This window comes from Bradyrhizobium sp. NP1 (genome assembly GCF_030378205.1).
Classification (GTDB): Bacteria; Pseudomonadota; Alphaproteobacteria; order Rhizobiales; family Xanthobacteraceae; genus Bradyrhizobium.
Genome location: NZ_CP127385.1, coordinates 7,575,235 through 7,599,005 on the forward strand (window position 1 = coordinate 7,575,235; position 23,771 = coordinate 7,599,005).

20 protein-coding genes are annotated in these 23,771 nt (G+C 66.2%); 6 read left to right on the top strand and 14 right to left on the bottom strand.

The features are described from left to right. The first annotated feature begins 13 nt into the window (after positions 1-13). Positions 14-385 (top strand): c-type cytochrome, encoded by a 372-nt coding sequence (locus QOU61_RS36490; RefSeq protein ID WP_289655998.1) that lies wholly within the window; start codon positions 14-16, stop codon positions 383-385. A gap of 16 nt (positions 386-401) precedes the next feature. Here the strand turns inward: QOU61_RS36490 and QOU61_RS36495 are convergent, their stop codons facing one another. From QOU61_RS36495 to ispG, 8 genes are all read right to left on the bottom strand, one after another. Continuing rightward, positions 402-1,085 carry a hypothetical protein gene (locus QOU61_RS36495; RefSeq protein ID WP_289655999.1) on the bottom strand — a complete coding sequence of 228 codons (684 nt, stop codon included), beginning with the start codon at positions 1,083-1,085 and terminating at the stop codon, positions 402-404. 15 nt (positions 1,086-1,100) lie between these two features. Next, the gene (locus QOU61_RS36500) at positions 1,101-2,438 is read right to left on the bottom strand and encodes a Rieske 2Fe-2S domain-containing protein (protein ID WP_289656000.1); all 1,338 of its coding nucleotides are present in this window, start codon (positions 2,436-2,438) and stop codon (positions 1,101-1,103) included. A gap of 107 nt (positions 2,439-2,545) precedes the next feature. Further along, positions 2,546-3,136, bottom strand: coding sequence for a DsrE family protein (locus QOU61_RS36505; protein ID WP_289656001.1), 591 nt, complete (start codon positions 3,134-3,136; stop codon positions 2,546-2,548). A 13-nt stretch (positions 3,137-3,149) separates the two neighbouring features. Further along, entirely contained in the window at positions 3,150-3,818 is a 669-nt protein-coding gene (locus QOU61_RS36510) for a hypothetical protein (RefSeq protein ID WP_289656002.1), read from the bottom strand. Next, positions 3,815-4,858: a TAXI family TRAP transporter solute-binding subunit gene (locus QOU61_RS36515; RefSeq protein ID WP_289656003.1), complete on the bottom strand. Its 1,044-nt coding sequence runs from the start codon at positions 4,856-4,858 to the stop codon at positions 3,815-3,817. Before QOU61_RS36515 ends, QOU61_RS36510 begins: the two co-directional genes overlap by 4 nt. A gap of 46 nt (positions 4,859-4,904) precedes the next feature. Continuing rightward, positions 4,905-8,426, bottom strand: a complete 3,522-nt coding sequence (locus tag QOU61_RS36520; protein WP_289656004.1) for a hypothetical protein — start codon at positions 8,424-8,426, stop codon at positions 4,905-4,907. A 218-nt stretch (positions 8,427-8,644) separates the two neighbouring features. After that, complete coding sequence (locus QOU61_RS36525; protein ID WP_289656005.1) at positions 8,645-9,538, bottom strand: TauD/TfdA dioxygenase family protein; 894 nt, start codon at positions 9,536-9,538, stop codon at positions 8,645-8,647. Between the two features lie 184 nt (positions 9,539-9,722). After that, positions 9,723-11,003: a flavodoxin-dependent (E)-4-hydroxy-3-methylbut-2-enyl-diphosphate synthase gene (gene ispG / locus QOU61_RS36530; protein WP_289656006.1), complete on the bottom strand. Its 1,281-nt coding sequence runs from the start codon at positions 11,001-11,003 to the stop codon at positions 9,723-9,725. Between the two features lie 275 nt (positions 11,004-11,278). Between ispG and QOU61_RS36535 the strand changes: the two genes are divergently transcribed. Then, positions 11,279-12,151 (top strand): sulfurtransferase, encoded by an 873-nt coding sequence (locus tag QOU61_RS36535; protein ID WP_289656007.1) that lies wholly within the window; start codon positions 11,279-11,281, stop codon positions 12,149-12,151. 20 nt (positions 12,152-12,171) lie between these two features. Here the strand turns inward: QOU61_RS36535 and QOU61_RS36540 are convergent, their stop codons facing one another. Together QOU61_RS36540 and QOU61_RS36545 are read right to left on the bottom strand one after the other, a co-directional pair. Beyond that, complete coding sequence (locus tag QOU61_RS36540; RefSeq protein WP_289656008.1) at positions 12,172-13,074, bottom strand: DMT family transporter; 903 nt, start codon at positions 13,072-13,074, stop codon at positions 12,172-12,174. A gap of 53 nt (positions 13,075-13,127) precedes the next feature. Beyond that, positions 13,128-13,619 (bottom strand): Fur family transcriptional regulator, encoded by a 492-nt coding sequence (locus tag QOU61_RS36545; RefSeq protein ID WP_289656009.1) that lies wholly within the window; start codon positions 13,617-13,619, stop codon positions 13,128-13,130. A 175-nt stretch (positions 13,620-13,794) separates the two neighbouring features. Here QOU61_RS36545 and QOU61_RS36550 point away from each other — a divergent pair, with 175 nt between their 5' ends. The 3 genes from QOU61_RS36550 to QOU61_RS36560 are packed head-to-tail and all read left to right on the top strand — an operon-like array spanning position 13,795 to position 16,995. Further along, entirely contained in the window at positions 13,795-14,274 is a 480-nt protein-coding gene (locus QOU61_RS36550; protein ID WP_289656010.1) for a MarR family winged helix-turn-helix transcriptional regulator, read from the top strand. Continuing rightward, positions 14,267-15,427, top strand: a complete 1,161-nt coding sequence (locus QOU61_RS36555; RefSeq protein WP_289656011.1) for an HlyD family secretion protein — start codon at positions 14,267-14,269, stop codon at positions 15,425-15,427. The genes QOU61_RS36550 and QOU61_RS36555 overlap by 8 nt, the downstream gene beginning before the upstream one ends. Positions 15,428-15,432: 5 nt before the next feature. Continuing rightward, complete coding sequence (locus QOU61_RS36560) at positions 15,433-16,995, top strand: MDR family MFS transporter (RefSeq protein ID WP_289656012.1); 1,563 nt, start codon at positions 15,433-15,435, stop codon at positions 16,993-16,995. Positions 16,996-16,998: 3 nt separating this feature from the next. Here QOU61_RS36560 and QOU61_RS36565 read toward each other — a convergent pair whose 3' ends face one another. From QOU61_RS36565 to pcaF, 4 genes are all read right to left on the bottom strand, one after another. After that, a complete protein-coding gene (locus tag QOU61_RS36565; protein WP_289656013.1) occupies positions 16,999-17,919 on the bottom strand; it encodes a DMT family transporter in 921 nt (306 codons plus the stop codon). A 38-nt stretch (positions 17,920-17,957) separates the two neighbouring features. Then, positions 17,958-18,560 (bottom strand): protocatechuate 3,4-dioxygenase subunit alpha, encoded by a 603-nt coding sequence (pcaG, locus tag QOU61_RS36570; RefSeq protein WP_289656014.1) that lies wholly within the window; start codon positions 18,558-18,560, stop codon positions 17,958-17,960. A gap of 1 nt (position 18,561) precedes the next feature. Next, positions 18,562-19,263, bottom strand: coding sequence for a protocatechuate 3,4-dioxygenase subunit beta (pcaH, locus tag QOU61_RS36575; RefSeq protein ID WP_289656015.1), 702 nt, complete (start codon positions 19,261-19,263; stop codon positions 18,562-18,564). Between the two features lie 181 nt (positions 19,264-19,444). Beyond that, complete coding sequence (gene pcaF, locus QOU61_RS36580; protein WP_289656016.1) at positions 19,445-20,653, bottom strand: 3-oxoadipyl-CoA thiolase; 1,209 nt, start codon at positions 20,651-20,653, stop codon at positions 19,445-19,447. A 239-nt stretch (positions 20,654-20,892) separates the two neighbouring features. Between pcaF and mutS the strand changes: the two genes are divergently transcribed. Then, the gene (gene mutS / locus QOU61_RS36585) at positions 20,893-23,634 is read left to right on the top strand and encodes a DNA mismatch repair protein MutS (protein ID WP_289656017.1); all 2,742 of its coding nucleotides are present in this window, start codon (positions 20,893-20,895) and stop codon (positions 23,632-23,634) included. The last annotated feature ends 137 nt before the right edge of the window (positions 23,635-23,771 follow it).

The following is a 23,771-nucleotide window of genomic DNA, read 5'->3' on the forward strand; positions in this document are numbered from 1 at the left end:
TGAGGGGGTATCGATGAGCATCTTGTTGTCGCGCTGCCGCGTGCTGGCCGCTGTTGTTCTCGCGTTCGCGGCGACGCCGGCCGTGGCCGCGGACGCCGAGCACGGCAAGGCGCTGTTTGGCACTTGCGCCGCCTGTCACGCCGATCGTGCGGACGCGCTGGGTCCGAGCCTGAAGGGCGTGTTCGGCCGCAAATCGGCTTCGCTCGACAATTTCCGCTACTCGAATCCGATGAAGCGCGCCAATCTCGTCTGGGACGAGGACAATTTGCGCGCCTATATCAGCGACCCGCAAGCCAAGGTGAAGGGCAACCGCATGCCCTATGGCGGCATGACCGATCCCAAGGACGTCGACGACGTCGTCGCGTATCTGAAGACGCTGAACTAGCGCGTCCCGGCGTCGATCAGTAGCTTCGCATGATCATCGGCAGCGCGCGGCCGTCGTCGTCCCATGTGCCGAGGCCGGGAACGACGGCATCGGCACCGACGAAGGCCTTGCACTCCGCGCTTGCGATCCGATGCAGCAGCGAGACGCTTTCCAACGGCGGCCGCAATTCGCATCCCGGCACCGACGCCACCAGTGATCGCAGGTCGCCATCCGTCACCGCGGAATCATCGTCGAAGGCCAGCGGCTGGATCACCCCGCGCCCCTCCTGCCAGACGATCTCCAATCCGCCCGACTTGAAGCGCAATCGGCACGACCGCCCGTTGGCTGACAAACACGCCAGGTCCAGTCCGTCGTCATCGGCCGCCAATGAGAGCACCGGCATCTCGAGCGCGCGCGAGAGCAGCAGGTTGAGATTGACGAATCGGCGCCGGAACGGCGACGCCCGCCGCTGGCGCAGCAATGCCTCATAGAGGGCATTCAAGGGTGCCGTTTCATCCGATAATTCCTCCGCGAGGTCGAGAGATCGGGGCAAGCGCGCGAAGGGATACGCGGGCGCACGATCGCTGCCGAAGACATCGATGAGAACGGCGTGGCAGACCGGGTCGCGATAGGCGGCCCAGCCGAGCGAGCGCGGCAGGCGGGCGAGCAACTGCGCCGACGGCTCAGCCCGCACGACATGCGCCACCACGAGACTGCCCATGTCCGGGCGACCGCCCTACTCCGCCGCCGCCGCGCGCGGCTTGCCGACGAAGCCCGCGGCATCCCCGAAGCGCTCGACCATCACGGCCGCGAGATCCTTGGCCTTGTGCGTGACGCAGCCGCCGGAACGCACGGTGTAGCGGTCCTGGTGGGCAAGATGCGGCGGGGCCTCCCCCGCCTGCAACGCGCGCGCCGCATCCATCAGCAGTTTCCTGAAATGCATGATGCCGAGATCGGTGGGGCCGAGATGCTCGCGGGTGCGGTCGGCGATCGGCCCCTGGCTGTCCTGTACGGCGGCATCCTGTTCGGAGACGCCCTTGATGCCGGTATAGCTGCTGGTCTTCTGCAGCTTGCGATCGATCAGATAGTCGTTCCTCTTGTTGCGCAGCGGCACGTAGTTCTCGTCGACCTCGGCGATTACGCCATTGCCGCGGTCATAGGCCGCGCGCTCGTCCTCGGTCAGCGGCCGCTCCGGATTCCAGGCGTAGGTATAGATCCAGCAATTGGTATCGGTGACCGGCACGAAGCTCTGGCCGAAGATGTTTTCGCCCGGCATCGCGCTCGGCGCGTAGGCGTGCACCGGCATCAGGAACTGGGCGATGCGCCAATAGATGTTGTCGCTGTCCGTGAGCCTGCCGCCCGCGATCGTCAGCCCCGCTTCGTGCGGACTGATCTTGATGACCGGACGTGGGTCCTGCGCGATCCAGCGCATCTGATCCGTGCTCATGCGCACCAGCGGGTTCACGAAGTGCTTCTTGATGTCGAGGATCTCGTTCTCTTCCTTGTCGAAGGCAAGATGCGCGAAGGTGAAATGCGCGGTGTCGATCGAGCCTTCGAGCGCCTGCACCCAGTTGCAGTCCTGCCATTTCTTGCTGACGTAGCGGTGCGCGGGCGGCAGCAGCGCCATCTCGAGCGCTGGCAGCTCCGGCATCGCGTCCGCGGGGCCCATATAGGCCCAGATCATCTCGCCCCATTCGCGCGCCGGATAGGATTTTGTCCGGATCAGGTCCTTGGCGTTGAGATCGGGATAGGAGGTCGGCATGTCGACGCAGCGGCCGTCGGTGTCGAACTTCCAGCCGTGATAGACGCAGCGGATGCCGCACTCCTCGTTGCGGCCGAGCCAGAGATTGGCGCCGCGATGCGGGCAATACTGGTCGACGACGCCGACCACGCCCCTGCTGTCGCGAAAGGCGAGCAGCTCCTCGCCCATGACCGTGATCTTTTTCGGCTCGCCGTCGGCCTCCGGCAACTCCTCCGACAGCAGCACCGGGATCCAGAACCGCCGCAGCAATTCGCCCATGCCGGTTCCTGCGCCCGATTCGGTCAGGAATTTGTTGTCCTCCGCGCGCAGCATGGCGGCCTCCCGGACCTCTGTCTTGCTTTGACAGAAGCTTGGCGCAGGCGAGACGGAGCGTCAATGCGCCTGTGCCGTCCGTCAGAGGCCGGGCCGCCCGGGTCCGATCAGGGCTTGACGTAGGTCCAGCCCTGCTCCTCACGCTGCATCACGTGCACGACGCCGGACTTCACCACCTGCGCCTGCGGAACGATCGGGATGTCCTTGCTCTCCGCCTTGCGCATGTTCTCCTGGGTGTTACCGCAGGCCTTGTACGAAATCTCCGGCGTGCTCAGCGCCATCGTCTCGATCCTGGCCTTCACGGGCGAGGTATCCTCGCGCAGCATGTGCAGGCCGGGGCCGAACGTGACGACCTCGACCTTCACCTTCTCGCCGGCCTCCTTGTAATACTGCGCGACGTTGGCGGCGTTGTTGAGCACGAGGTTCATCGCCGCTGGCTCGTTGCTGTTCAGTTGCAGGATCAGGTGATGCTCCGCGCTCTGCGCCACCGGCGAAGGCGCCATCCGCGCAAAGGCCGACCTGCTCCGCGCAGCCGCCGAAGCCTTAGCCGGCCTTGTTGCGACGTCCGCCCTCTGCGTGGCAGCGGGCTTTAACGTCAGCGGCCGGCCGGCTTCCTGGGCAACGGAGCACGGCACGGCGATCAGGAGCGCGAGGATGCCCATCGTTGCGGCGCTCGCGACTCGGTGGAATGTTCTCATGGCTTGTCTCCCGTCAATGAGTATCGTCCGATTGCCGTCCGTTGCTCGGCTTCGCGACAGCGTGTGGCCATTTGCATGCTGCTTCCATCCTGGCGCGCACGGTCGCCAGCCCGTCCAATGAAAAGACGCCGTCCTGGGCGGTCCCCAGCCGGGGCACGAGGTGCACGGCAAGCTCGCCCTCGCCCGGCAGCGACTGCAGAAGGGTTGCCGAATCGGCCTTGAAGGCGATGCCGGCCCCGAATGCCGGCGCGGCCGCCGCAACCTGCACGGGCTGGGCGCCGTTGATGCGGTAGGAGATGACGTAATCCTCGGCGCGCCCGGCAATTGCCGGGCCGGCGATCGTTAGCTCGGTGCGTCCACCGCGGCAGCGGATGGCGAGCTGCATCGCGGATCCACCGGCAACCGCGCGCGATGTCGTCGTGGCGGTGGCGATCGGGGAGTAATCCAAGGGCGAAATGGTCTGGCTGACGATCCAGTCGTTACCCCTGTCATCGCCCTTGGGCGCCGGATGTTCCGGCGGCGCGATAGCATGCGACAGCCTGTCGAGACATTCGAGCCGTTCGGCGCGCTCCATCAGGGAGCAGGCGCGGAGCTGCGCAAGCGGATCGTCCGCGCCCTGCGCCAGGGCAACCCCTCCCAGAAACGCGAAGACGGCCGGGATCGGGAGGGTCGCGGGTTTCATTGCGATGCCTGCGCCGGGCGCGCATGCGCATCGAGCCACGCCTGCGCGGCGGGGAAGCGCGTGAGCCCGGGAACCGTCGCGGCAAGGTTGATCGATTTCCACTTGGGATCGAAGCCTGGTGCCTGCAGCCTGTCGATCCGCGAGAACAGGTGATCGACAAAGCGCGCGACCCGCTCGAAACGATTCGAGTTGGCCGGCCAGTTGTAGGCAACCAGCACGGTCGGCACGGCGATCGTCGCGATGTGGTCGCCCGGCTTGATCAGGCCGGGATAATCGGCCGCTTCCAGCGAAGCCGGCAGATAGTAGTCCTCCAGCTTGCTCTGGTAGGGAACGGGCAAGAACTTGAAGCCGCCTTCCCAGCGCCCGCGCACGAAAGCGTCGACCGGCTTCGAGGTGATGAACACCACCGCCGCGATCTCGCCCTTGCGCATCTGCTCCAGCGCGACCTGATGCGGGATGAAGGTCTTCTCCACGTCGAGGCCGAGGCGGCTGAAGATCAGCGGCCCCGAATAGGACGCGGCCGTGCCCAGCGTATTGAAATTCACCTTCTTGCCGGCAAGGTCGTTCAGGCTCTGGATCTCCGGCCGGACGAAGATGTGCAGCTCGGATGGAAACAGGTTGAGCACGTAGGTAATCCGGCGCTGGATGTCCGGCACCTGGCTCTTGTACTCGTCGAGCGCGTCCGAATTGATGATCGCCGCATCGACGCCGCGCAGATAGAGCAGCGAGTTGACGTTTTCCACGGGCCCGCGCGTCACGATCGGCAGGACGTGCAGATTGTCTCCGTCGTCGACGACGCGGGCCATCTCTGCCGCGAGGCGAATGGGCGCGCCCTCGAGCAGGCCGCCGGCAAGGCCGACCGTCCAGGCGTTTATCGTTTCCCGCGGCCCCGGCGACTGCGGAGGAGGACTGGCGCTTTGCGCAGCACCCTGCGGCCGGGCCTGTCTGGTCCGCGCGTCCAAAGCAGACGGCGCGGCCACAAGCAGCGGGACCAGTGCCGCGAGCATGAGCAGCTGATGTGATCGAGGCAATCCGCTCATCGAGAACTCCTTATCGTCACGGGACCTTCTCCCAATCCGGCCGGTGTCACCTGCGCAGCGCGTCGAGCCGTTCTTTCGCCTCGTTGATGCCGCCGGCTGCGGCCTTGGCGTAGAGATCGCGCGCCTTGCTCGCGTCGCCGCGCGTTCCATAGGCGCCCCATCTGGAAAGGATGAGCGGGTCGTAGGTTTCCGCGAGCGTGAAGCTTGCCTGCGCGTTGCCCGTTTCAGCGGCGCGCTCGAGCACGATCCGCGCCGAGCCGATGTCGCCCTGGCCAAGCAGCACGCTCGCACGCGCCACCAGTCGCGCCTCCTCGGCGGCATCCGCGGCACCGGGCCGGACGTCGGCGCGCGCCACTGCGACGGTGACCGGCTCAGCCGCGGCCGGCGTCTTCGGCGCCGCCTCGCGCGCCTGGTCCGATGTGATCTGGCCAGTGGTCACGCCGGCTGGCCCGGCCGCATTCCGTGTATTCCGCGCCGACGCAAGATCGCGTTCCAATTGCGCAACCCTGGCGCGCTCCTGTTGCAACGACTTGCGCAGCTCCGCGGCGCCGCTCTCGGCGGCCTGCTTCAGCTTGCTCGCATCGTCGCTGGCTTTGGCCGCGAGTGTCGCCTGCGTCTCCACATCGCGCCGCGCCGCCGCTAGGTCCTTCTCCAGCTGGCCCGCCCGGTCGCGCTCCGCTTGCAGCGATTTTTTCAGCTCGGCGGTGCTCCTGTCCAATTCCTGCTTCAGCCGGACGACCGCCGCCTTGGTCGCCGGGATCGTCCGCGCATCGACGTCACGCAGCGACGTGGCGATGTAGTTCTCCAGCCGGCTCGCCCGCTCGCGCTCCTGCTGCAGCGACTTCTGCAAGTCGGCACCGCCGTCTGCCGTCCGCTTGACCTGACTGGTCTCATCGCGTGCCTTGGCCGCCAGCGCCGTCTGGGTCTCGACATCGCGCCGCGCCGCCGCCAGGTCCTTCTCCAGCTGGCCTGACCGGTCGCGCTCCTGCTGCAGCGATTTCTGCAAGTCGGTCACGCCGTTCGTCGCCTGCTTCACCTTGCTCGACTCGGCGCTTGCCTTGGCCACCAACGCTGTCTGGGTCTCGACATCGCGCCGCGCCGCCGCAAGCTCCTGCTCCAGCTTTGCCGCGCGGTCATGTTCCTGCTGCAGCGACTTCTGCAAGTCGGTCACGCCGTTCGTCGCCTGCTTCGCCTTGCTCGACTCGGCGCTCGCCTTGGCCACCAGCGCTGTCTGGGTCTCGACATCGCGCCGCGCCGCCGCAAGCTCCTGCTCCAGCTTTGCCGCGCGGTCATGTTCCTGCTGCAGCGACTTCTGCAAGTCGGTCACGCCGTTCGTCGCCTGCTTCGCCTTGCTCGACTCGGCGCTCGCCTTGGCCACCAGCGCTGTCTGGGTCTCGACATCGCGCCGCGCCGCCGCCAACTCCTTCTCCAGCTGGCCCGCCCGGGCGTGTTCCTGCTGCAGCGACTTCTGCAAGTCGGTCATGCCGTCCGTCGCCTGCTTCGCCTTGCTCGACTCGGCGCTCGCCTTGGCCACCAGCGCTGTCTGGGTCTCGACATCGCGCCGCGCCGCCGCCAACTCCTTCTCCAGCTGGCCCGCCCGGTCGCGCTCCTGCTGCAGCGACTTCTGCAAGTCGGTCATGCCGTCCGTCGCCTGCTTCGCCTTGCTCGACTCGGCGCTCGCCTTGGCCACCAGTGCTGTCTGGGTTTCGACATCGCGCCGCGCCGACGCCAACTCCTTCTCCAGCTTCGCCGCGCGGTCATGTTCCTGCTGCAGCGACTTCTGCAAGTCGGTCACACCCTCCGTCGCCTGCTTCGCCTTGCTCGACTCGGCGCTCGCCTTGACTACCAGCGCCGTCTGGGTCTCGACATCGCGCCGCGCCGCCGCAAGCTCCTTCTCCAGCTGGCCCGCCCGGTCGCGCTCCTGCTGCAGCGACTTCTGCAAGTCGGTCATGCCGTCCGTCGCCTGCTTCGCCTTGCTCGACTCGGCGCTCGCCTTGGCTACCAGCGCCGTCTGGGTCTCGACGTCGCGCCGCGCCGACGCAAGCTCCTGCTCCAGCTTCGCCGCGCGGTCGCGCTCCTGCTTGAGCGATTTCTGCAAGTCCGCGGCGCCGCTGTCTGCCGTCCGCTTGACCTGACTGGTCTCATCGCGTGCCTTGGCTACCAGCGCGGTCTGGGTCTCGACATCGCGCCGCGCCGCCGCCAGGTCCTTCTCGAGCTGGCCTGCCCGATCGCGCTCCTGCTGCAGCGACTTCTGCAAATCGGTCATGCCGTCCGTCGCCTGCTTCGCCTTGCTCGACTCGGCGCTCGCCTTGGCCACCAGTGCTGTCTGGGTTTCGACATCGCGCCGCGCCGACGCCAACTCCTTCTCCAGCTTCGCCGCGCGGTCATGTTCCTGCTGCAGCGACTTCTGCAAGTCGGTCACACCCTCCGTCGCCTGCTTCGCCTTGCTCGACTCGGCGCTCGCCTTGACTACCAGCGCCGTCTGGGTCTCGACATCGCGCCGCGCCGCCGCAAGCTCCTTCTCCAGCTGGCCCGCCCGGTCGCGCTCCTGCTGCAGCGACTTCTGCAAGTCGGTCATGCCGTCCGTCGCCTGCTTCGCCTTGCTCGACTCGGCGCTCGCCTTGGCCACCAGCGCCGTCTGGGTTTCGACATCGCGCCGCGCCGCCGCAAGCTCCTGCTCCAGCTTCGCCGCGCGGTCATGTTCCTGCTGCAGCGACTTCTGCAAGTCAGTCACGCCGTCCGTCGCCTGCTTCGCCTTGCTCGCCTCGGCGCTCGCCTTGGCTACCAGCGCCGTCTGGGTCTCGACGTCGCGCCGCGCCGACGCAAGCTCCTGCTCCAGCTTCGCCGCGCGGTCGCGCTCCTGCTTGAGCGATTTCTGCAAGTCCGCGGCGCCGCTGTCTGCCGTCCGCTTGACCTGACTGGTCTCATCGCGTGCCTTGGCTACCAGCGCGGTCTGGGTCTCGACATCGCGCCGCGCCGCCGCCAGGTCCTTCTCCAGCTGGCCTGACCGGTCGCGCTCCTGCTGCAGCGATTTCTGCAAGTCGACCGTAGCGACGCCTGCCGCCGGTTCGCCTGCCTTGCCGGCCGGCGCCGCCTGGGGCTCGCCGCCGCGGCGCATCGTTGCAAGATCGCGCTCCATCCGCTCGGCCCGGTCGCGCAGCATCGATCGGCGCAATTCATCGGCGCCACTCTCCGCTTCCTCGGTCTGCCGCCCGACGCTGTCGCGCGCCTCCTGCAGGGCCCTTCGCAGTTCGGCAGCCTCTTTCTCCGCGGCCTGCTTGGTCCGCGCGGCGTCCTCGCGCGCCCTATTCAGCAGGCTCAGCAGCACTTCGAGATCGCGGCGCGTGGCGACGAGCTCGCGCGCCAGCATCTCGGTTTGCTGATGCTGCGGGGCCGGGACGGCCTGCGGCTCGGCCGGATTGCCCGCCGAGGCCTGCGCAAGACGCATCCATGGCTCGTCGCTTCGGCGCGTGCCCGCGCGATCGCTCGCCTGCGCACCGGTCGCCGCCGCAAACACGGCCACCGCGAGCAACGGTAGCGCGGTCTGCCGCAGGGACTTCACTGGCATCCGGACAACCAATGCGTTGTCCGGGCCGCCGTCGATTCCGCAAGAACGGTCCATGAATGGCCTCTGTTGACGAGGCCACGATACGCTTCACCCAACTGTGAAGCCTATTCCTCGCAAGGAGGACCCTGAGCTAACCCTTTCGGATTAGCTGCGCACGATGAAGCCACTATCATTGAGCGTTCGGACGACCGCAGCCGCAACGCCTGATAGTGGGATGGTCACACCGGCCGTTCGCCCTTCACCGTGACGCGGGTGCCGGAGCGGGTGTGCGGCCAGTAGTCCCACATCGCCCGATGCTGGGTGCAGCGGTTGTCCCAGAACGCGATCGCGTTCTCGGTCCAGCGGAAGCGGCACTGGAACAGCGGATTCTCGCAATGCTGGTAGAGATAGGCGAGGATCGCGTCGCTTTCGTCGCGGGGAACGCCAATGATGTGGCGGGTGAAGCCGCGGTTGACGTAGAGCGCTTTCTTGCCCGTCATCGGATGGGTGCGAACCACGGGATGCTCAGCGCTCGGATAGGTCTGCTTGTCGGCGACGCCGTAATTGGCATAGAGCCCGCGATAAGCCTGCTCGCCGTCATGCAGCGCGGTAAGGCCGGAAAGATACGCCTTCATGCGATCCGACAACGCCTCATAAGCGGCGTACATGCTGGCGAACAGCGTATCACCGCCATGCGGCGGGCACTGCTTGATATAGAGGATCGAGCCCATCGGCGGCTCGGCGTCGCAGGACACGTCCGTGTGCCAGCCCTCGCCATTGGCGCGCGGCGAGTTCCTGTCGGCATAGATCTTCATCAGCGCGGGATCGCCTTCATTGGGCGCGGCCGGGTGGACGTGCAGCTCGCCGAATTTTCGGCCGAAGGCGAGATGCTGGTCGGGCGAGATATGCTGGTCGCGGAAGAAGATCACGAGGTTTTCGGCGAGCGCGCGATGGATCTCGTCCATCTGCCGGTTGGAGCGGCTGTCGTCGGAAACGAGCCTTGCGAGATCGACGCCGGAAATCTCGGCCCCAATGATCGGGGTCAGCCTGTCGACCGAGATCGTCTCATAGGGCTCGGTGTCGGAAGCCTCATGCCGATAGCGCGGACCCTGCTTGCCTGACAGCGAGCTCATGGCGGTCTTCTCCCGGCTTGTTGTTGGCCAACATGGTAGCAACGTAGGGCGGGTTAGCCAACGGGTCGCGCGAACGCGCGCCCGATGAAAGGCTCCGCGTAACCCGCCGCTTCTCGCACAAAAAATAAGGCGGATTACGCTTGCGCTAATCCGCCCTGCGATTTCCGCTATATTAGGAAGCGACCTATTCCGCCGCGCTCGTCTCCGGCTGCTTCGCACCGCTGCTATAACGCTGGTCGATGTAGTCGATCACGAGCGCCTTGAAGTCGGCGGCGATCGTCGGCCCGCGCAGCGTGCGGAACTTCTTGCCGTCGACGAAGACAGGCGCGGCCGGCGCCTCGCCCGTACCCGGCAGCGAGATGCCGATATTGGCGTGCTTGGATTCGCCGGGGCCGTTGACGATGCAGCCCATCACGGCGACGTTGAGCGTCTCGACCCCCGGATATCTGGTCTTCCAGCTCGGCATTTCCTCGCGGATGAAGTCCTGGATCGAGCGCGCCAGCTCCTGGAACGTGGTCGAGGTGGTGCGGCCGCAGCCCGGGCAGGCCGCAACCAGCGGCACGAAGGTGCGGAAGCCCATGGTCTGCAGGAGTTCCTGCGCGACCTGCACTTCGAGCGTGCGGTCGCCGCCGGGCTCCGGCGTCAGCGAGATGCGGATGGTGTCGCCGATGCCGTCCTGCAAGAGGATACCGAGCGCGGCGGAGGAGGCGACGATGCCCTTCGAGCCCATTCCGGCCTCGGTCAGGCCGAGATGGATCGCGTAGTCCGAGCGGCGCACGAGTTCCTGATAGACCGCGATCAGGTCCTGCACGGCGGAAACCTTCGCCGACAGGATGATGCGGTTCTTCGGCATGCCGAGTTCTTCGGCGCGTTTCGCCGACAGCAGCGCCGACTGCACCATGGCCTCGCGCGTCACCGCGCGGGCATCCTTCGGGTTGGCGGACGCGGTGTTCTCGTCCATCAGCTTGGTAAGCAGCTCCTGGTCGAGCGAGCCCCAATTGGCGCCGATGCGCACCGGCTTGTTGTTCTTGTTGGCGATCTCGATGATGTCGGCGAACTGGGTGTCGCGCTTGTTCTTGAAGCCGACATTGCCGGGATTGATGCGGTATTTGTCGAGCGCTTCGGCGCACGCCGGATATTCGGCGAGCAGCTTGTGGCCGATATAATGGAAGTCGCCGATCAGGGGCGTGGTGATGCCGCGCTTGCGCAAGCCGTCGCGGATATGCGGGACGGCGGCGGCCGCCTCCTCGCGATCGACGGTGATGCGCACCATTTCGGAACCGGCGCGCGACAGCGCTGCGACCTGTTCGACGGTGCCGTTGACGTCGGCGGTGTCGGTATTGGTCATCGACTGCACGACGATCGGCGCGCCGCCGCCGACGGCGACGTTGCCGACCTTGACCTGCGTGGTTTGGTGCCGGGCACTGGGGCCGGCGATTTCGGATGGCTTTTCGGGCTTGTTCATGGGGGAAACCGAATATCAGGTTTTGGTGACGTTCACCAAGGGCACAAGGTCGGGCCGAGTCCGCCAAAAGTCCACGCTCCCGACCGGCCGAGAGGCGAGGCTCTTAACATTTTTACCTCGTTTATTCAATAACTTAGGCCGGTCACCGAGCGTCGGTGGAACCTGCCATCTGCGCTATATTGGACCGCGACGTCAGACATTAAAGAGCGATGGGACGCGCTTTTCATGCTCAAATTGCATGGCGTCGTAAACGGCCGGCCGGGAGGACCTGGAAGATGGAACACGATCCGCTGATCACGAGCACGGAACTTGCCGGCATTCTCCATGCGCCGGATTTGCGGCTCTACGACTGCACCACCTATCTCGAATACCAGCCGCCTGGCAGCGACATCCCCTATATCGCCGTGCCCGGCCGGCGAACGTTTGAGGAAGGGCACATTCCCGGCGCCGATTTCCTCGACCTGCAGGGCGAGTTCTCCGATCAGCACACGCCGCTCCGTTTCATGATGCCCGACATCGCGGCGCTCGAAGCGGCGTTCGGCCGCCACGGTGTCGGGCCCGACAGCCGCGTCGTGCTCTATTCCCTGGCCACGCCGATGTGGGCGACGCGGTTCTGGTGGATGCTGCGCGCGCTCGGCTTCGACAACGCCGCCGTGCTCGACGGCGGACTGGAGCAATGGCGGGCCGAAGGCCGCGCGATCGAAATGGGACCCGCCAGGGGATATCCGCCCGGGCGTTTCATCGCCAAACCGAGGACGGGCCTTTTCGTCGACAGCCGTACGGTGCTTGCCGCGCATGGCGTGGCGAACACCGTCGTCGTCAATGCACTGAGCGCGCAGCTGCACCAGGGTCTCGAGCCAAGCCGCTATGGCCGGCCAGGACACATCCCCGGAAGCTGCAACCTGCCGGCATCGACGCTGCTTGCGGGCGAAACCAAGACCTTCGTGCCGCTGACCGATGCGAAGACGAAATTCGCCGCGCAGGGCATCGCTCAAGACAAGCGCGTGATCGCCTATTGCGGCGGCGGCATTTCGGCAACCGTCGATCTCTTCATGCTGCACCGGCTCGGCCATCAGAACCTGACGCTCTATGACGGCTCGATGGGCGAATGGGCAAAAGACGAAAGCCTGCCGATCGAGACCGGCTGAGATGCTGACCGCGACGGGCGTCAGGAGCGGTTCACCAGATAGAGGCCAGCGATCACCAGAAGTGCTGCCGCGCCGAACGCCGGCGTCAGGGCATCGTGCAGGACGAAATACCCGGCGAGAACGCCGAACAGCGGCGTGAAGAAGCTGAATGCCGACAGCTTGCTCGCGGAGTAGGTGGTCACCAGCCAGAACCACACCGTGAAGGTGAGTCCGACCACCCAGAGCGCCTGATAGGCCATCAGTGCGATCGACAGCGGACCGGGCACATGGGTGATGGTCTCCCCGGTCACCCAGGACGCCGCAGCCAGGATCGGGATCGAGATCACGACCTGGTAGGCGAGCGCCTTCTCGGGCGCGACGAGATGCAGCCTGGTGCCCTTGGTGACCAGCGTGGTCACGCCCCAGAGCACACCGCCGCCGACGACCAGGAGGTCGCCGAGCAGCACATTGGCATCGACATTGGCCTGCGGCACGCCGATGGCGAGCGCCACGCCCGAAAAGCACAAAGCAAGCCCGGCCCATTGCGAGACCCGCAGCCGCTCGCCGAGGAACTGAAAGGCGCCGAGCGCGACGAAGAACGGCGCGGTGTACAGGAACACCACCGCACGCGAGGCCGACGTGAAACGCAGGCCCTGATAGATCAGAACGAATTCGACGCCGAACAGGATACCGGCGACGAGACCCGGACCGAGCGAGCCGTCGCGCAGCGAGAAATTCACCCCGCGCAATGCGCCGACGATCAGGATCACCGGCAGGGCACCGATCGATCGAGCCAGCGCCTGCAGCAGCGGCGGAACCTCAGGGAGCATCAGCTTGACCGCGACCTGGTTGAACCCCCAGGACAGGCACAACATCAGCATCAGCGCGATGGCGCCCGCGCTGAGCGGCCGCGCGGCGGAAAGCTTCACGTCACTGGATGTCATTGTTTCCCGGAAATCGGCGCGGTCGCCCGTTTCGTTGTTCTTCTATCGTTGTTCTAGGCGGCTTTCTGGCAGTGGGCGCAGGTGCCGGTGATCTCGACCACCGACAGTTTCGGCGCAAAGCCGGTGGCGCGCGCCGCGGCATTGAGGCTCTGCGCAACGGGGGCGGCCGGAATCTCGCCGACAGCGCCGCAGCGCTCGCAGATCAGGAACGCGACCGCGCTGACTGCATCATGGTCGTGCGCGCAGGCGAGAAAGGCGTTGCGGCTCTCGATCCGGTGCACCAGCCCATTCGCCATCAGGAAATCCAGCGCCCGATAGACCGTGATCGGCGCCGGCCGCGGCATCGATCTGGCGAGCTCGTCGATCACCTCATAGGCGCCGAGCGGGCGGTGGCTCGAGAGCAGGGCCTGAAGCACCTGGCGGCGGATCGGCGTGAATTTCTGCCCGCGCGTCTCGCAGATCCGCTCGGCATGCGAAATCCCGTCCGCCGTACAGCGGCCGTGATCATGATCGGGGGCGGGAAAAGCCGGCTTCGCAGAGGTCATCACGGAACTTTCTTACCATGATGCGCCGCCCTGCCAAAGCCTGCGCGACTCGCGCGGGAGCCATGCCCTGCAGGCGGGGCAGCATTCCCGCGTTGCGTCACGAAAATTAATAAGCTAGCTTATTATAGTCAAAGCTTATCGAGAAACCCGAGCAACATTGAGGGCCTTTGCGGCGATGCGCGGTTCCGTGGATATGAACTTCCTCTTCACCCTGGGCGAATTGCAGCGCCTGGTGCGCGCCTATGCCGACAAGGAAGCGGCCCGCTTCGGCATCACCCGGGCGCAATGGGCGGTGCTGGCCAAGGTCGAACGCAACGAGGGCATGAAGCAGACCGAACTTGCCGAGCAGATGGAAATGCAGCCGATCACGCTGACGCGACTGATCGACAAGCTCTGCGACAACGACTGGATCGAACGCCGCGGCGACGAGGCCGACCGCCGTGTCAACCGGCTCTACCTGAAGAAGGCCGGCCGGCAGCTCCTGGGCAAGATGAGCGGGCTGCGCTCGGAACTCACGGCCACCGCGCTCGACGGCATCAACCCGGCCGACGCGCACCGGCTTCTCTCCCAGCTCGAAGCCATCAAGGAAAACGTCCGCAACGCCATCCAGAACAACGCGGGCGAGCAACTGAAGAAGGAACAGCGGTATGGCTGAACCGGTCCTGAAATTTCCGCCCGAGCAGAAGGGCGCGCCGGAGAAGCCGCGGACCAAGGTGGCGGCCGAGCCACGCCGGCGTCTGCTGGCACTGATGCGGCGCCATCGCCGTTTCCTGCTGCTGGTGGTGCTGCCGTCGGCGGCTGCGATCGGCGGACTGGTGTTCTATCTCAACGGCGGCCGCTATGTCGGCACCGACGACGCCTATGTCGGCGCGCAGAAGGTGCTGATCACGCCCGATATCTCCGGCAAGATCGAAAAGGTCGTCGTCAGGGAAGGCCAGCATGTCAAGCAGGGCGACGTGCTGTTCGAGATCGACCCCGTGCCGTTTCGCCTCGCGGTCGACCAGGCCAGGGCGCAGCTCGACCAGGCCAAGACCACCTATGACAATCTGACCGCCAACGTCAAAATCTACGGCCAGATGCTCGATCTGGCGCAGCGGTCGGTCGACCTGAAGCAGCGCGACGTCGAACGCAAGCAGTCGCTGGTCAAGAACAGCTTCGGCTCCCAGCTCGACCTCGACAACGCGTCCAACGCCATGGTCACCGCCGGCGCCCAGGCGCAGTTCGTCAAGCAGCAGCTTTCCAATGCGCAGGCGCAGCTGCTCGGCAATCCCGATCTGCCGCTCGAGCAGTTTCCGCCCTATGCCCAGGCCAAGGCCAATCTCGACCAGGCGGAGCGCAACCTGAACCATACCGTGCTGCGCGCGCCGATGCCGGGCATCGCCACCCAGGTCGAGCAGATCCAGCTCGGCCGCTTCGTCGCCGCCGGCACGCCGGTCTTCTCCGTCATCGACATCGACCATCCCTGGGTCGACGCCAACCCGAAGGAAGGCGACTTCACCTATGTCGCGGTCGGCCAGCCCGTGACGCTTGATGTCGACGCGTTCCCGAACCACGTGTTCAGGGGCAAGATCGGCTCGCTCTCGCCTGGCACCGGCGCGCAGTTCGCGATCCTGCCGCCGCAGAACGCCACCGGCAATTTCGTCAAGGTGGTGCAGCGCGTGCCGGTGCGGATCTATTTCGACGAGAGCGATCCGTTCGTGAAGAAGCTCAAGGCCGGCATGAGCGTCTATGCCACGATCGACACCGGCCATCAGCGCTCGATCGCAGGGCTGCTCGGCCTCTCGCCCGCGGCAGCCAACCAGGACTAGAGCCGATGTCGCCGACCACGGTGCCGTCACCAAGCATGGCGCCCGGCCTGCGCCGGAACATGGTGACGATCTGCGCCATGACCGCGACCATCATGCAGGCGCTCGACACCACCATCGCCAACGTCGCGCTGCCCTACATGCAGGGCACGCTGTCGGCCTCGCAGGACCAGATCAACTGGGTGCTGACTTCCTACATCGTCGCGGCCGCGATCATGACGGCACCGGTCGGCTGGATCGCCAACCGCTTCGGCCGCAAGCGCATCTTCATCATCTGCTCGGCCGGCTTCACGATCGCCTCCGTGCTGTGCGGGCTCGCGCAGGACATCAACCAGATGGTGCTGTTCCGCCTGCTGCAGGGCGTGTTTGGCGCGGCGCTGGTGCCGCTGTCCCAGGCCGTGATGCTCGACTCCTACACGCTGCAGGAACGGGCGAAAGCGATGTCGATCTGGGGCATGGGCGTGATGATGGGTCCGATCATGGGACCCTCGCTCGGAGCATGGCTGACCGAGACCTATTCCTGGCACTGGGTGTTCTTCGTCAACCTGCCGTTCGGCGCGATCACCGTGCTCGGGCTCATCGTCTTCATGGATGAGACCAAGAAGGATCTCAGCCTGCGCTTCGACTGGTTCGGCTTCACGGCGCTCGCGGTTGCGATCGGCGCGCTGCAGCTCGCGCTCGACCGCGGCGAGCAGCTCGGCTGGCTGGAATCCAACGAGATCATCGCCGAGTTCATCGTCTCCGCCATCGGCTTCTACTACTTCTTCGCGCACTCCTTCACGACCTCGCGGCCGTTCATCCAGTTCGCGCTGTTCAAGGACAGGAATTTCGTCACCGGCTGCATCTTCATGACGGTGATGGGGCTCGTGCTTTATTCGACGATGGCGCTGGCTTCGCCCTATTTGCAGAACGTGATCGGCTATCCGATCATCACCGCCGGCCTGCTGCTTGCGAGCCGCGGCCTCGGCACCTTCGTCGCCATGATGCTGGTCGGCCGCCTGATGCGCTATATCGAGGCGCGCACGCTGATCGTCACCGGGCTCCTGCTCACCGCGGCCTCGCTGTTCCAGATGACCGGCTGGACCGACCAGACCGGCGGGTCCGAGATCGTGACCGTCAGCGTCGTCCAGGGTTTCGGCTTCGGCCTTGTCTTCGTGCCGCTGTCGACGGTATCGTTCCTGACGCTGCCCAACCACTTGCGCACCGACGGCACCTCGATGCTGACCCTGATGCGCAACGTCGCCAGTTCCGTCGGCATCTCGATCGTGATCGCGCAGCTCACGGAAGGCTCGCGGCGGATCCACGCGATCCTGGTCGAGCACATCAATCCGTTCAATCACGCGCTGCAGATGCCGAACGTCTCCGGCATGATCAATCTCAACACCGACACCGGGCGCGCCATGGCCGACGCCATGGTGAACGTGCAGGCGCAGATCATCGCCTTCTCGCACGATTACCAGCTCGTGATGCTGTTCATCCTGGTCTCGATCCCGCTGGCCGTCATGATCGGATCGACCAAGGCGGCGCTGCGCGCGCAAGGCGTGGGGCCCGAACACGCCGTGATGGAGTAAGGTTCAGCCTGCCTTCGGCTTGGCGCGCAGGCAGAACCACATGCCGCCGAGCGACAGCGCGCCACCGACGAGATGCACAAGCGTCGGCGGCTCGCCGAGGAACGCCATCGACAGCACCGCGCTGACGATCGGACCGAGATAAAGGCTGAGCGAAGTCGCGACCGCGCCGAAGGTCGAGCCGAGATAGGCGTAGCCGCCATAGGCGAACAGGCCGGGAACCAGCCCCGCGAACAGATAGACCAGCGCCGCGTGCCCGCTGAAGGCGGCATCGGGCCGCGACCACATTTCGTGGGCGGCAAACGGCAGGGAGAACAGCGCGCCGGCGGCCGCGAACAGGCCGACACGCGCGAGGAAGCTCAAGCCGCGGCCGGCGCTGTTCTGCATCAGGGTGTAGCCGGCCCATCCCAGCATCGCGAGCAAGGCGAGCAGATCGCCCCAGGCCACCCCGAGCCGCGCGGTCGCGCCGCCACGGGTGATGATCAGCGCCGCGCCGGCGAGCGAAATCAGCATGCCCGCGACCTGACGGCGATCGATCGCCTCCGTTCCCGACAGCCAGGACATCGCGAGCACGACCAGCGGGGCGAGCGCCATGATCAGCGCGATATTGATCGCCGAGGTGGTGACCCCGGCCAGATAGACCGGGCCGCCGCAGACGAACATGCCGAGAAAGCCGGCGGCGACGATGGCGCGTCCCTGCATGCGCAACAGGCCGGGATTTTCGCGAAGCCCGACCACGACGGCAGGCAGCAGCCCGACGGCCACGATGCTCCAGCGGAAGAAGGCGATGGTGAAGGGCGGCACGCTGCCGGCGACGCCGCGCGCCAGGATCATGTTGGAAACCTGGGCGGTCGCGACCAGCAGGAAGCCGAGGAGCCCGAGCAGCTCGTGGTTCCGGCCCGGGGTCGCCTTCTGCGCATCAATCATGCCGCGACCCCGGGGGACGATCTCAAACGGATCGAGGATCAGATATCGAAAAACACCGTCTCGTCGCCGCCCTGCAGGCGCAGGTCGAGCCGATAGACGGGGCTGCCCTTGCCGCCCTCGCGCGTGGCAATCAGCGTGGCGCGGCGGTCCGCCGGTACCAGCGCCAGCACGCCATCGCTGCCGTTGGCCGCCTCGTCGCTGAAATAGATCCGGGTGTACAGATGCCGCAGCATGCCGCGGCCGAACACGGCGAGCAAAATATGCGGCGCCTGCGCTCGTCCATCGGGGCCCGGCACCGCGCCCGGCTTGATGGTGTCGAAGGCGTAGGAGCCGTTGGCGTCGGTGCCGCAGCGGCCGAAGCCGCGGAATTTGGTGTTGGGCAGCGCGCGGCTGTCCTGCGGATCGACAAAACGCCCCTGGCCGTCGGCCTGCCAGATCTCGAGCATGCAGTCCGGCACCGGCTGGCCTTCGCCGTCATAGACCTTGCCTTCGATGCGGATACGCTCGCCGCTCGCGTCGGGGGTGACCAGATTGCTGGTGAAGGCGTCGTTCCAGTCGTACTGGCCGTCCGGCGTCAGCCCATATTTGAAGAACGGACCGACGGTCTGCGATGGCGTGATCCCTTCTGCCTTGCCCTGCACGTTATTTGTTCTCCATTGGCGTGGCGTTGTGGCCGCGCAGCACGATGTTGAAACGGTAGCACAGCGCCCATTCGGGCTGGGTGTTTTCCAGATCGAAGGAGGAGACCATGCGCATCCGCGCCTTCTCGTCCGGCACCGAGTTGAAGATCGGATCGAATTCGAACAGCGGATCGCCCGGGAAATACATCTGCGTCACCAGGCGCGAGACGAAGGAATGGCCGAACACCGAGAAATGGATGTGCGCCGGACGCCAGGCATTGTGGTGGTTGCCCCAGGGATAGGCGCCGGGCTTGATGGTGACGAAACGATAATAGCCCGACGCGTCGCTCTGGGCACGGCCGGCGCCGGTGAAGTTCGGATCGAGCGGCGCCGGATGCTGGTCGCGGACATGGATGTAGCGGCCGCAGGCGTTGGCCTGCCACAGCTCGACCAGCGTGTTCGGCACGCCGCGCCCGTCCTCGTCGAGCACGTGGCCATGGACGATGATGCGCTCGCCGAGCGGCTCGCCCTTGTGCATGGTGGTGAGATCGGCATCGCCCTGCCGCACGGTTTCGTGGCCGTAAACCGGTCCGGTCAATTCCGACAGCGTATGCGGCATCGGGATCAAGGGCTTCTGCGGCGCGCGCAGTATGGAGCTCTTGTAGGCCGGCGACAACGGCGCTGGATGCGCCTTGTTGCTCTCGACGGGGTAGATAAATGTCATCGGCGTCTCCTCTTGCCTCGTCATTGCGAGAAGCGATAGCTCCGAAGCAATCCCGCCTTCACTTTCGCTGGATTGCGTCGCTGGCGCTCGCAATGATGCCTCTGGTAGAGCGGATTCGACGTTCGCAACCTGTTTGCCACGATTCTCTCATGCGAACGTCAAATCCAAAGCTCCACTAGCGTCAGTTCAGTTTCTCGATCGCGACCGCAACACCCTGGCCGACGCCGACGCACATCGTGGCGAGCGCGAGCCTGCCGCCGCGCTTCTCCATGCCGTGCACCGCCGTCAGCGCGAGCCGCGCGCCGCTCATGCCAAGGGGATGGCCGAGCGCGATCGCCCCGCCATGCGGATTGACGAAATCGGCATCCTCCTTCACGCCGAGCTGGCGCAGGCACGCTATGCCCTGCGACGCGAAAGCCTCATTGAGCTCGATCAAATCGAAATCGCTGATCTTCAGCTTCAGCCGCTCCATCAGCTTGCGCGTCGCCGGCACCGGGCCGATGCCCATGATGCGCGGCGGCACCGCGGCCGAGGCAAGTCCGAGGATTTTCGCGCGCGGGGTCAGGCCGTGCTTCTTCACGGCGGCCTCCGAGGCGATGATCATGGCGGCGGCGCCGTCATTGACGCCGGACGCGTTGCCGGCCGTCACCGTGCCCGGATTGCGCACGATCGGCTTGAGCTTGGCGAGACCCTCCAGCGTCGTCTCGGGGCGCGGATGCTCGTCCTTTTCCACGGTGATGGGGCCGGCCTTGCCGCCGGGCACCGACAGCGGGGTGATTTCTTCGGCGAAATAGCCTGCGGCGATCGCAGCGCCGGCGCGCTGCTGCGAGCGGATCGCGAACGCATCCTGGTCGGCGCGCGAGACCTGGAATTCCTCGGCGACGTTCTCGCCGGTCTCGGGCATGGAATCGACGCCATATTGCGCCTTCATCAGCGGATTGATGAAGCGCCAGCCGATCGTGGTGTCGAAAATCTCGGAAGAGCGCGAGAAGGCTTCCGCCGCCTTGCCCATCACGAAGGGCGCCCGCGTCATCGATTCGACGCCGCCCGCGATCGCGAAATCGATCTCGCCGGCGCGGATCGCGCGGCCTGCGGCACCGACCGCGTCAAGCCCGGAGGCGCAGAGCCGGTTCAGCGTCTGCCCCGGCACCGATTCCGGCAGGCCAGCGAGCAGGAGCGCCATGCGCGCGACATTGCGGTTGTCCTCGCCCGCCTGGTTGGCGCAGCCGAAAAAGACTTCATCGACGGCCGACCAGTCCAGCTTGGGGTGTTTGGCGATCAAGGCCTTGATCGGGGCCGCCGCCAGATCGTCGGCGCGGACTTTTGCGAGCGAACCGCCGAAACGACCGATCGGGGTCCGAACGGCATCGCAAATGAACACATCACGCATGGACTACCTCCCTCAAATGCCAGCTCCGCAAACCTGTCGGCGGGAATTGTCGAATTGAACGCGAGTTTTAGGAGTGCCTTGGCAGCAGGTCAATTGACGGTTTCGCAGAACCATATTGAGCGCATGGCACCGTCCTTGTTCCGACGCGCTTGGGCCATGTCGTGGAGAGGGTGGAAAACCCGCAAGTGGCGGGCAAAGCGATAGGACGGGCCAGCGAAAGACGATAGGTTGCGCCTCCCATGACGGTCCAGCAGCCCCTTCCCGTTCCAGCCACCCCATCGGCCGAGCCGGCGCAGACGGCGGACACGCCGGCGCGCGTCACGCCGATGATGGAGCAATACCTCGAGATCAAGGCCGCCCATCCGGGCCTGCTCCTGTTCTATCGCATGGGGGATTTCTACGAGTTGTTCTTCGAGGACGCCGAGAGCGCCTCGAAAGCGCTCGGCATCATGCTGACCAAGCGCGGCAAGCATCAGGGCGCCGACATCCCGATGTGCGGCGTGCCGGTGGAACGCGCCGACGATTACCTGCACCGGCTGATCGAAAAGGGTTTTCGCGTCGCGGTCTGCGAGCAGATGGAGGATCCGGCCGCCGCGCGCGCCCGCGGCAACAAGAGCGTGGTGCGCCGCGACGTGGTGCGGCTGGTCACTCCGGGCACGCTCACCGAGGACACGCTGCTCGATGCGCGGACCAACAACTACCTGCTGGCGGTGGCGCGCGCCCGCGCCTCCGGCGGAGCCGACCGCTTCGGACTTGCCTGGATCGACATCTCGACCTCGGAATTCATGGTCACGGAATGCGCAAGCGGCGAGCTTGCCGCGACGCTGGCGCGCATCAACCCCAACGAGGTGATCGTCACCGACGCGCTCTATTCCGACTCCGAGCTCGGCCCGCTCTGGCGCGAACTCTCCGCCGTGACGCCGCTGACCCGCGACGTGTTCGACAGTTCCACCGCCGAACGGCGGCTGTGCGATTATTTCGCGATCGCGACCACGGACGGGCTTGCGGCGATGTCGCGGCTCGAGGCGACGGCCGCGGCCGCCGCCGTCACCTATATCGACCGCACCCAGGTCGGCAAGCGCCCGCCGCTGTCGCCGCCGTCGCGTGAGGCGGTCGGCACCACCATGGCGATCGATCCGGCGACCCGCGCCAATCTCGAGCTGACGCGCACGCTTGCAGGCGAGCGGCGCGGTTCGCTGCTCGATGCCATCGACTGCACGGTGACGCCGGCGGGCTCACGGCTTCTGGCGCAGCGCCTCGCCGCGCCCTTGACCGATGCCGCGCAGATCGCGCGACGGCTGGATGCGGTTGCGACCTTCGTTTCGGACTCGGCCGCGCGCGAGGACATCCGCTCCATCCTGCGCGGCGCGCCCGACATGTCGCGGGCGCTGGCGCGGCTGTCGGTCGGACGCGGCGGCCCACGCGACCTCGCCGGCATTCGCGACGGCATCCTTGCCGCGGACCAGGCGCTGGCGCGGCTGGCCGAGCTTGACCAGCCGCCGCAGGAAATCGCCGATGTGATCGAGGCGCTGGCGCGGCCATCGCGGGAGCTGGCGGCCGAATTCGCCTCTGCGCTCGCCGAACAACTGCCGCTGATCAAGCGCGACGGCGGCTTCGTGCGCGAAGGCTATGAGCCCGCGCTCGACGAGGCGCGCAATCTGCGCGACGCCTCGCGCCTCGTGGTGGCCGCAATGCAGGCGCGCTATGCCGACGACACCGGCATCAAGGGCCTGAAAATCCGTCACAACAACGTGCTCGGCTATTTCGTCGAGGTCACCGCCCAACACGGCGACAAGCTGATGACGCCGCCCTTGAATGCGACCTTCATCCATCGCCAGACGCTGGCGGGGCAGGTGCGCTTCACCACGTCAGAGCTCGGCGAGACCGAGGCCAAGATCGCCAATGCCGGCGAGCGCGCATTGAACCTGGAGCTTCAAATCTTCGATCGCCTCGCGGCCAAGGCGCTCGCGGCAAGCGACGATTTGCGCGACGCCGCGCATGCCTTCGCGCGGCTCGATGTCGCAACCGCGCTCGCAAAGCTTGCGATCGACGACAATTATGTGCGGCCCGAGGTCGACGCCTCCCTGGGCTTTGCGATCGAAGCCGGCCGCCATCCCGTGGTCGAGCAGGCCTTGAAGCGCGACGGGGCACCCTTCATCGCCAACACCTGCGACCTGTCGCCCGCGCCAGGCCAGCACTCGGGCCAGATCTGGCTCGTGACCGGGCCGAACATGGCGGGCAAATCGACCTTCCTGCGCCAGAACGCGCTGATCGCGCTGATGGCGCAGATCGGCTCCTTCGTGCCGGCGACGCGTGCCCGAATCGGCATCGTCGACCGGCTGTTCTCGCGGGTTGGCGCGGCCGATGATCTCGCCCGCGGCCGTTCCACCTTCATGGTCGAGATGGTCGAGACGGCGGCGATCCTCAATCAGGCGAGCGAGCGGTCGCTCGTGATCCTGGACGAAATCGGGCGCGGCACCGCGACCTTCGACGGGCTCTCGATCGCCTGGGCCGCGATCGAGCATCTGCACGAGACCAACCGCTGCCGCACCCTGTTCGCCACGCATTATCATGAGCTGACCGCGCTCTCGGCAAAGCTGCCGCGCCTATTCAACGCCACTGTGCGGGTGAAGGAATGGCAGGGCGACGTCGTGTTCCTGCACGAGGTGCTGCCCGGCTCGGCCGACCGCTCCTACGGCATTCAGGTCGCCAAGCTCGCGGGCCTGCCGCCGCCGGTGATCGCGCGCGCCAAGGCGGTGCTGGCAAAGCTCGAGGCGCAGGACCGCGGCCAGACGGCGCGCGCGCTTGCCGACGATCTGCCGCTGTTCGCGGTGCCTTCGCGCGCCGCGAGCGAACCCGCGCCGCCGAGCGAGGCCGAGCTCCTGATCGAGGCGGTCAAGGTGCTGCACCCGGACGAGATGTCGCCGCGCGAGGCGCTGGATGCGCTCTATGCGCTGCGGGCGAAGCTGCCGAAGAACTAAGTCTTCTTGTCCCCGAGCAATCGTAGGGTGGGCAGAGGCGCGCAAGCGCCGTGCCGATCAACCGGTGGGCTCGCTCCGCTTAGCCCACCCTACATCACTGGATTGCCTCGTCGCTCCGCTCCTCGCAATGACGGCAG

Excerpts from the sequence above, each read along its gene's own strand:
- mutS (WP_289656017.1), top strand. The coding sequence starts at position 20,893 with ATGACGGTCCAGCAGCCCCTTCCCGTTCCAGCCACCCCATCGGCCGAG.
- QOU61_RS36490 (WP_289655998.1), top strand. The coding sequence starts at position 14 with ATGAGCATCTTGTTGTCGCGCTGCCGCGTGCTGGCCGCTGTTGTTCTC.
- QOU61_RS36510 (WP_289656002.1), bottom strand. The coding sequence starts at position 3,818 with ATGAAACCCGCGACCCTCCCGATCCCGGCCGTCTTCGCGTTTCTGGGA.
- pcaH (WP_289656015.1), bottom strand. The coding sequence starts at position 19,263 with ATGACATTTATCTACCCCGTCGAGAGCAACAAGGCGCATCCAGCGCCG.
- QOU61_RS36500 (WP_289656000.1), bottom strand. The coding sequence starts at position 2,438 with ATGCTGCGCGCGGAGGACAACAAATTCCTGACCGAATCGGGCGCAGGA.
- QOU61_RS36555 (WP_289656011.1), top strand. The coding sequence starts at position 14,267 with ATGGCTGAACCGGTCCTGAAATTTCCGCCCGAGCAGAAGGGCGCGCCG.
- ispG (WP_289656006.1), bottom strand. The coding sequence starts at position 11,003 with ATGAACAAGCCCGAAAAGCCATCCGAAATCGCCGGCCCCAGTGCCCGG.
- QOU61_RS36560 (WP_289656012.1), top strand. The coding sequence starts at position 15,433 with ATGTCGCCGACCACGGTGCCGTCACCAAGCATGGCGCCCGGCCTGCGC.
- pcaF (WP_289656016.1), bottom strand. The coding sequence starts at position 20,653 with ATGCGTGATGTGTTCATTTGCGATGCCGTTCGGACCCCGATCGGTCGT.
- QOU61_RS36495 (WP_289655999.1), bottom strand. The coding sequence starts at position 1,085 with ATGGGCAGTCTCGTGGTGGCGCATGTCGTGCGGGCTGAGCCGTCGGCG.
- QOU61_RS36550 (WP_289656010.1), top strand. The coding sequence starts at position 13,795 with ATGCGCGGTTCCGTGGATATGAACTTCCTCTTCACCCTGGGCGAATTG.
- QOU61_RS36565 (WP_289656013.1), bottom strand. The coding sequence starts at position 17,919 with ATGATTGATGCGCAGAAGGCGACCCCGGGCCGGAACCACGAGCTGCTC.
- QOU61_RS36515 (WP_289656003.1), bottom strand. The coding sequence starts at position 4,858 with ATGAGCGGATTGCCTCGATCACATCAGCTGCTCATGCTCGCGGCACTG.
- QOU61_RS36540 (WP_289656008.1), bottom strand. The coding sequence starts at position 13,074 with ATGACATCCAGTGACGTGAAGCTTTCCGCCGCGCGGCCGCTCAGCGCG.
- QOU61_RS36545 (WP_289656009.1), bottom strand. The coding sequence starts at position 13,619 with ATGACCTCTGCGAAGCCGGCTTTTCCCGCCCCCGATCATGATCACGGC.
- QOU61_RS36520 (WP_289656004.1), bottom strand. The coding sequence starts at position 8,426 with ATGCCAGTGAAGTCCCTGCGGCAGACCGCGCTACCGTTGCTCGCGGTG.
- QOU61_RS36525 (WP_289656005.1), bottom strand. The coding sequence starts at position 9,538 with ATGAGCTCGCTGTCAGGCAAGCAGGGTCCGCGCTATCGGCATGAGGCT.
- QOU61_RS36535 (WP_289656007.1), top strand. The coding sequence starts at position 11,279 with ATGGAACACGATCCGCTGATCACGAGCACGGAACTTGCCGGCATTCTC.
- QOU61_RS36505 (WP_289656001.1), bottom strand. The coding sequence starts at position 3,136 with ATGAGAACATTCCACCGAGTCGCGAGCGCCGCAACGATGGGCATCCTC.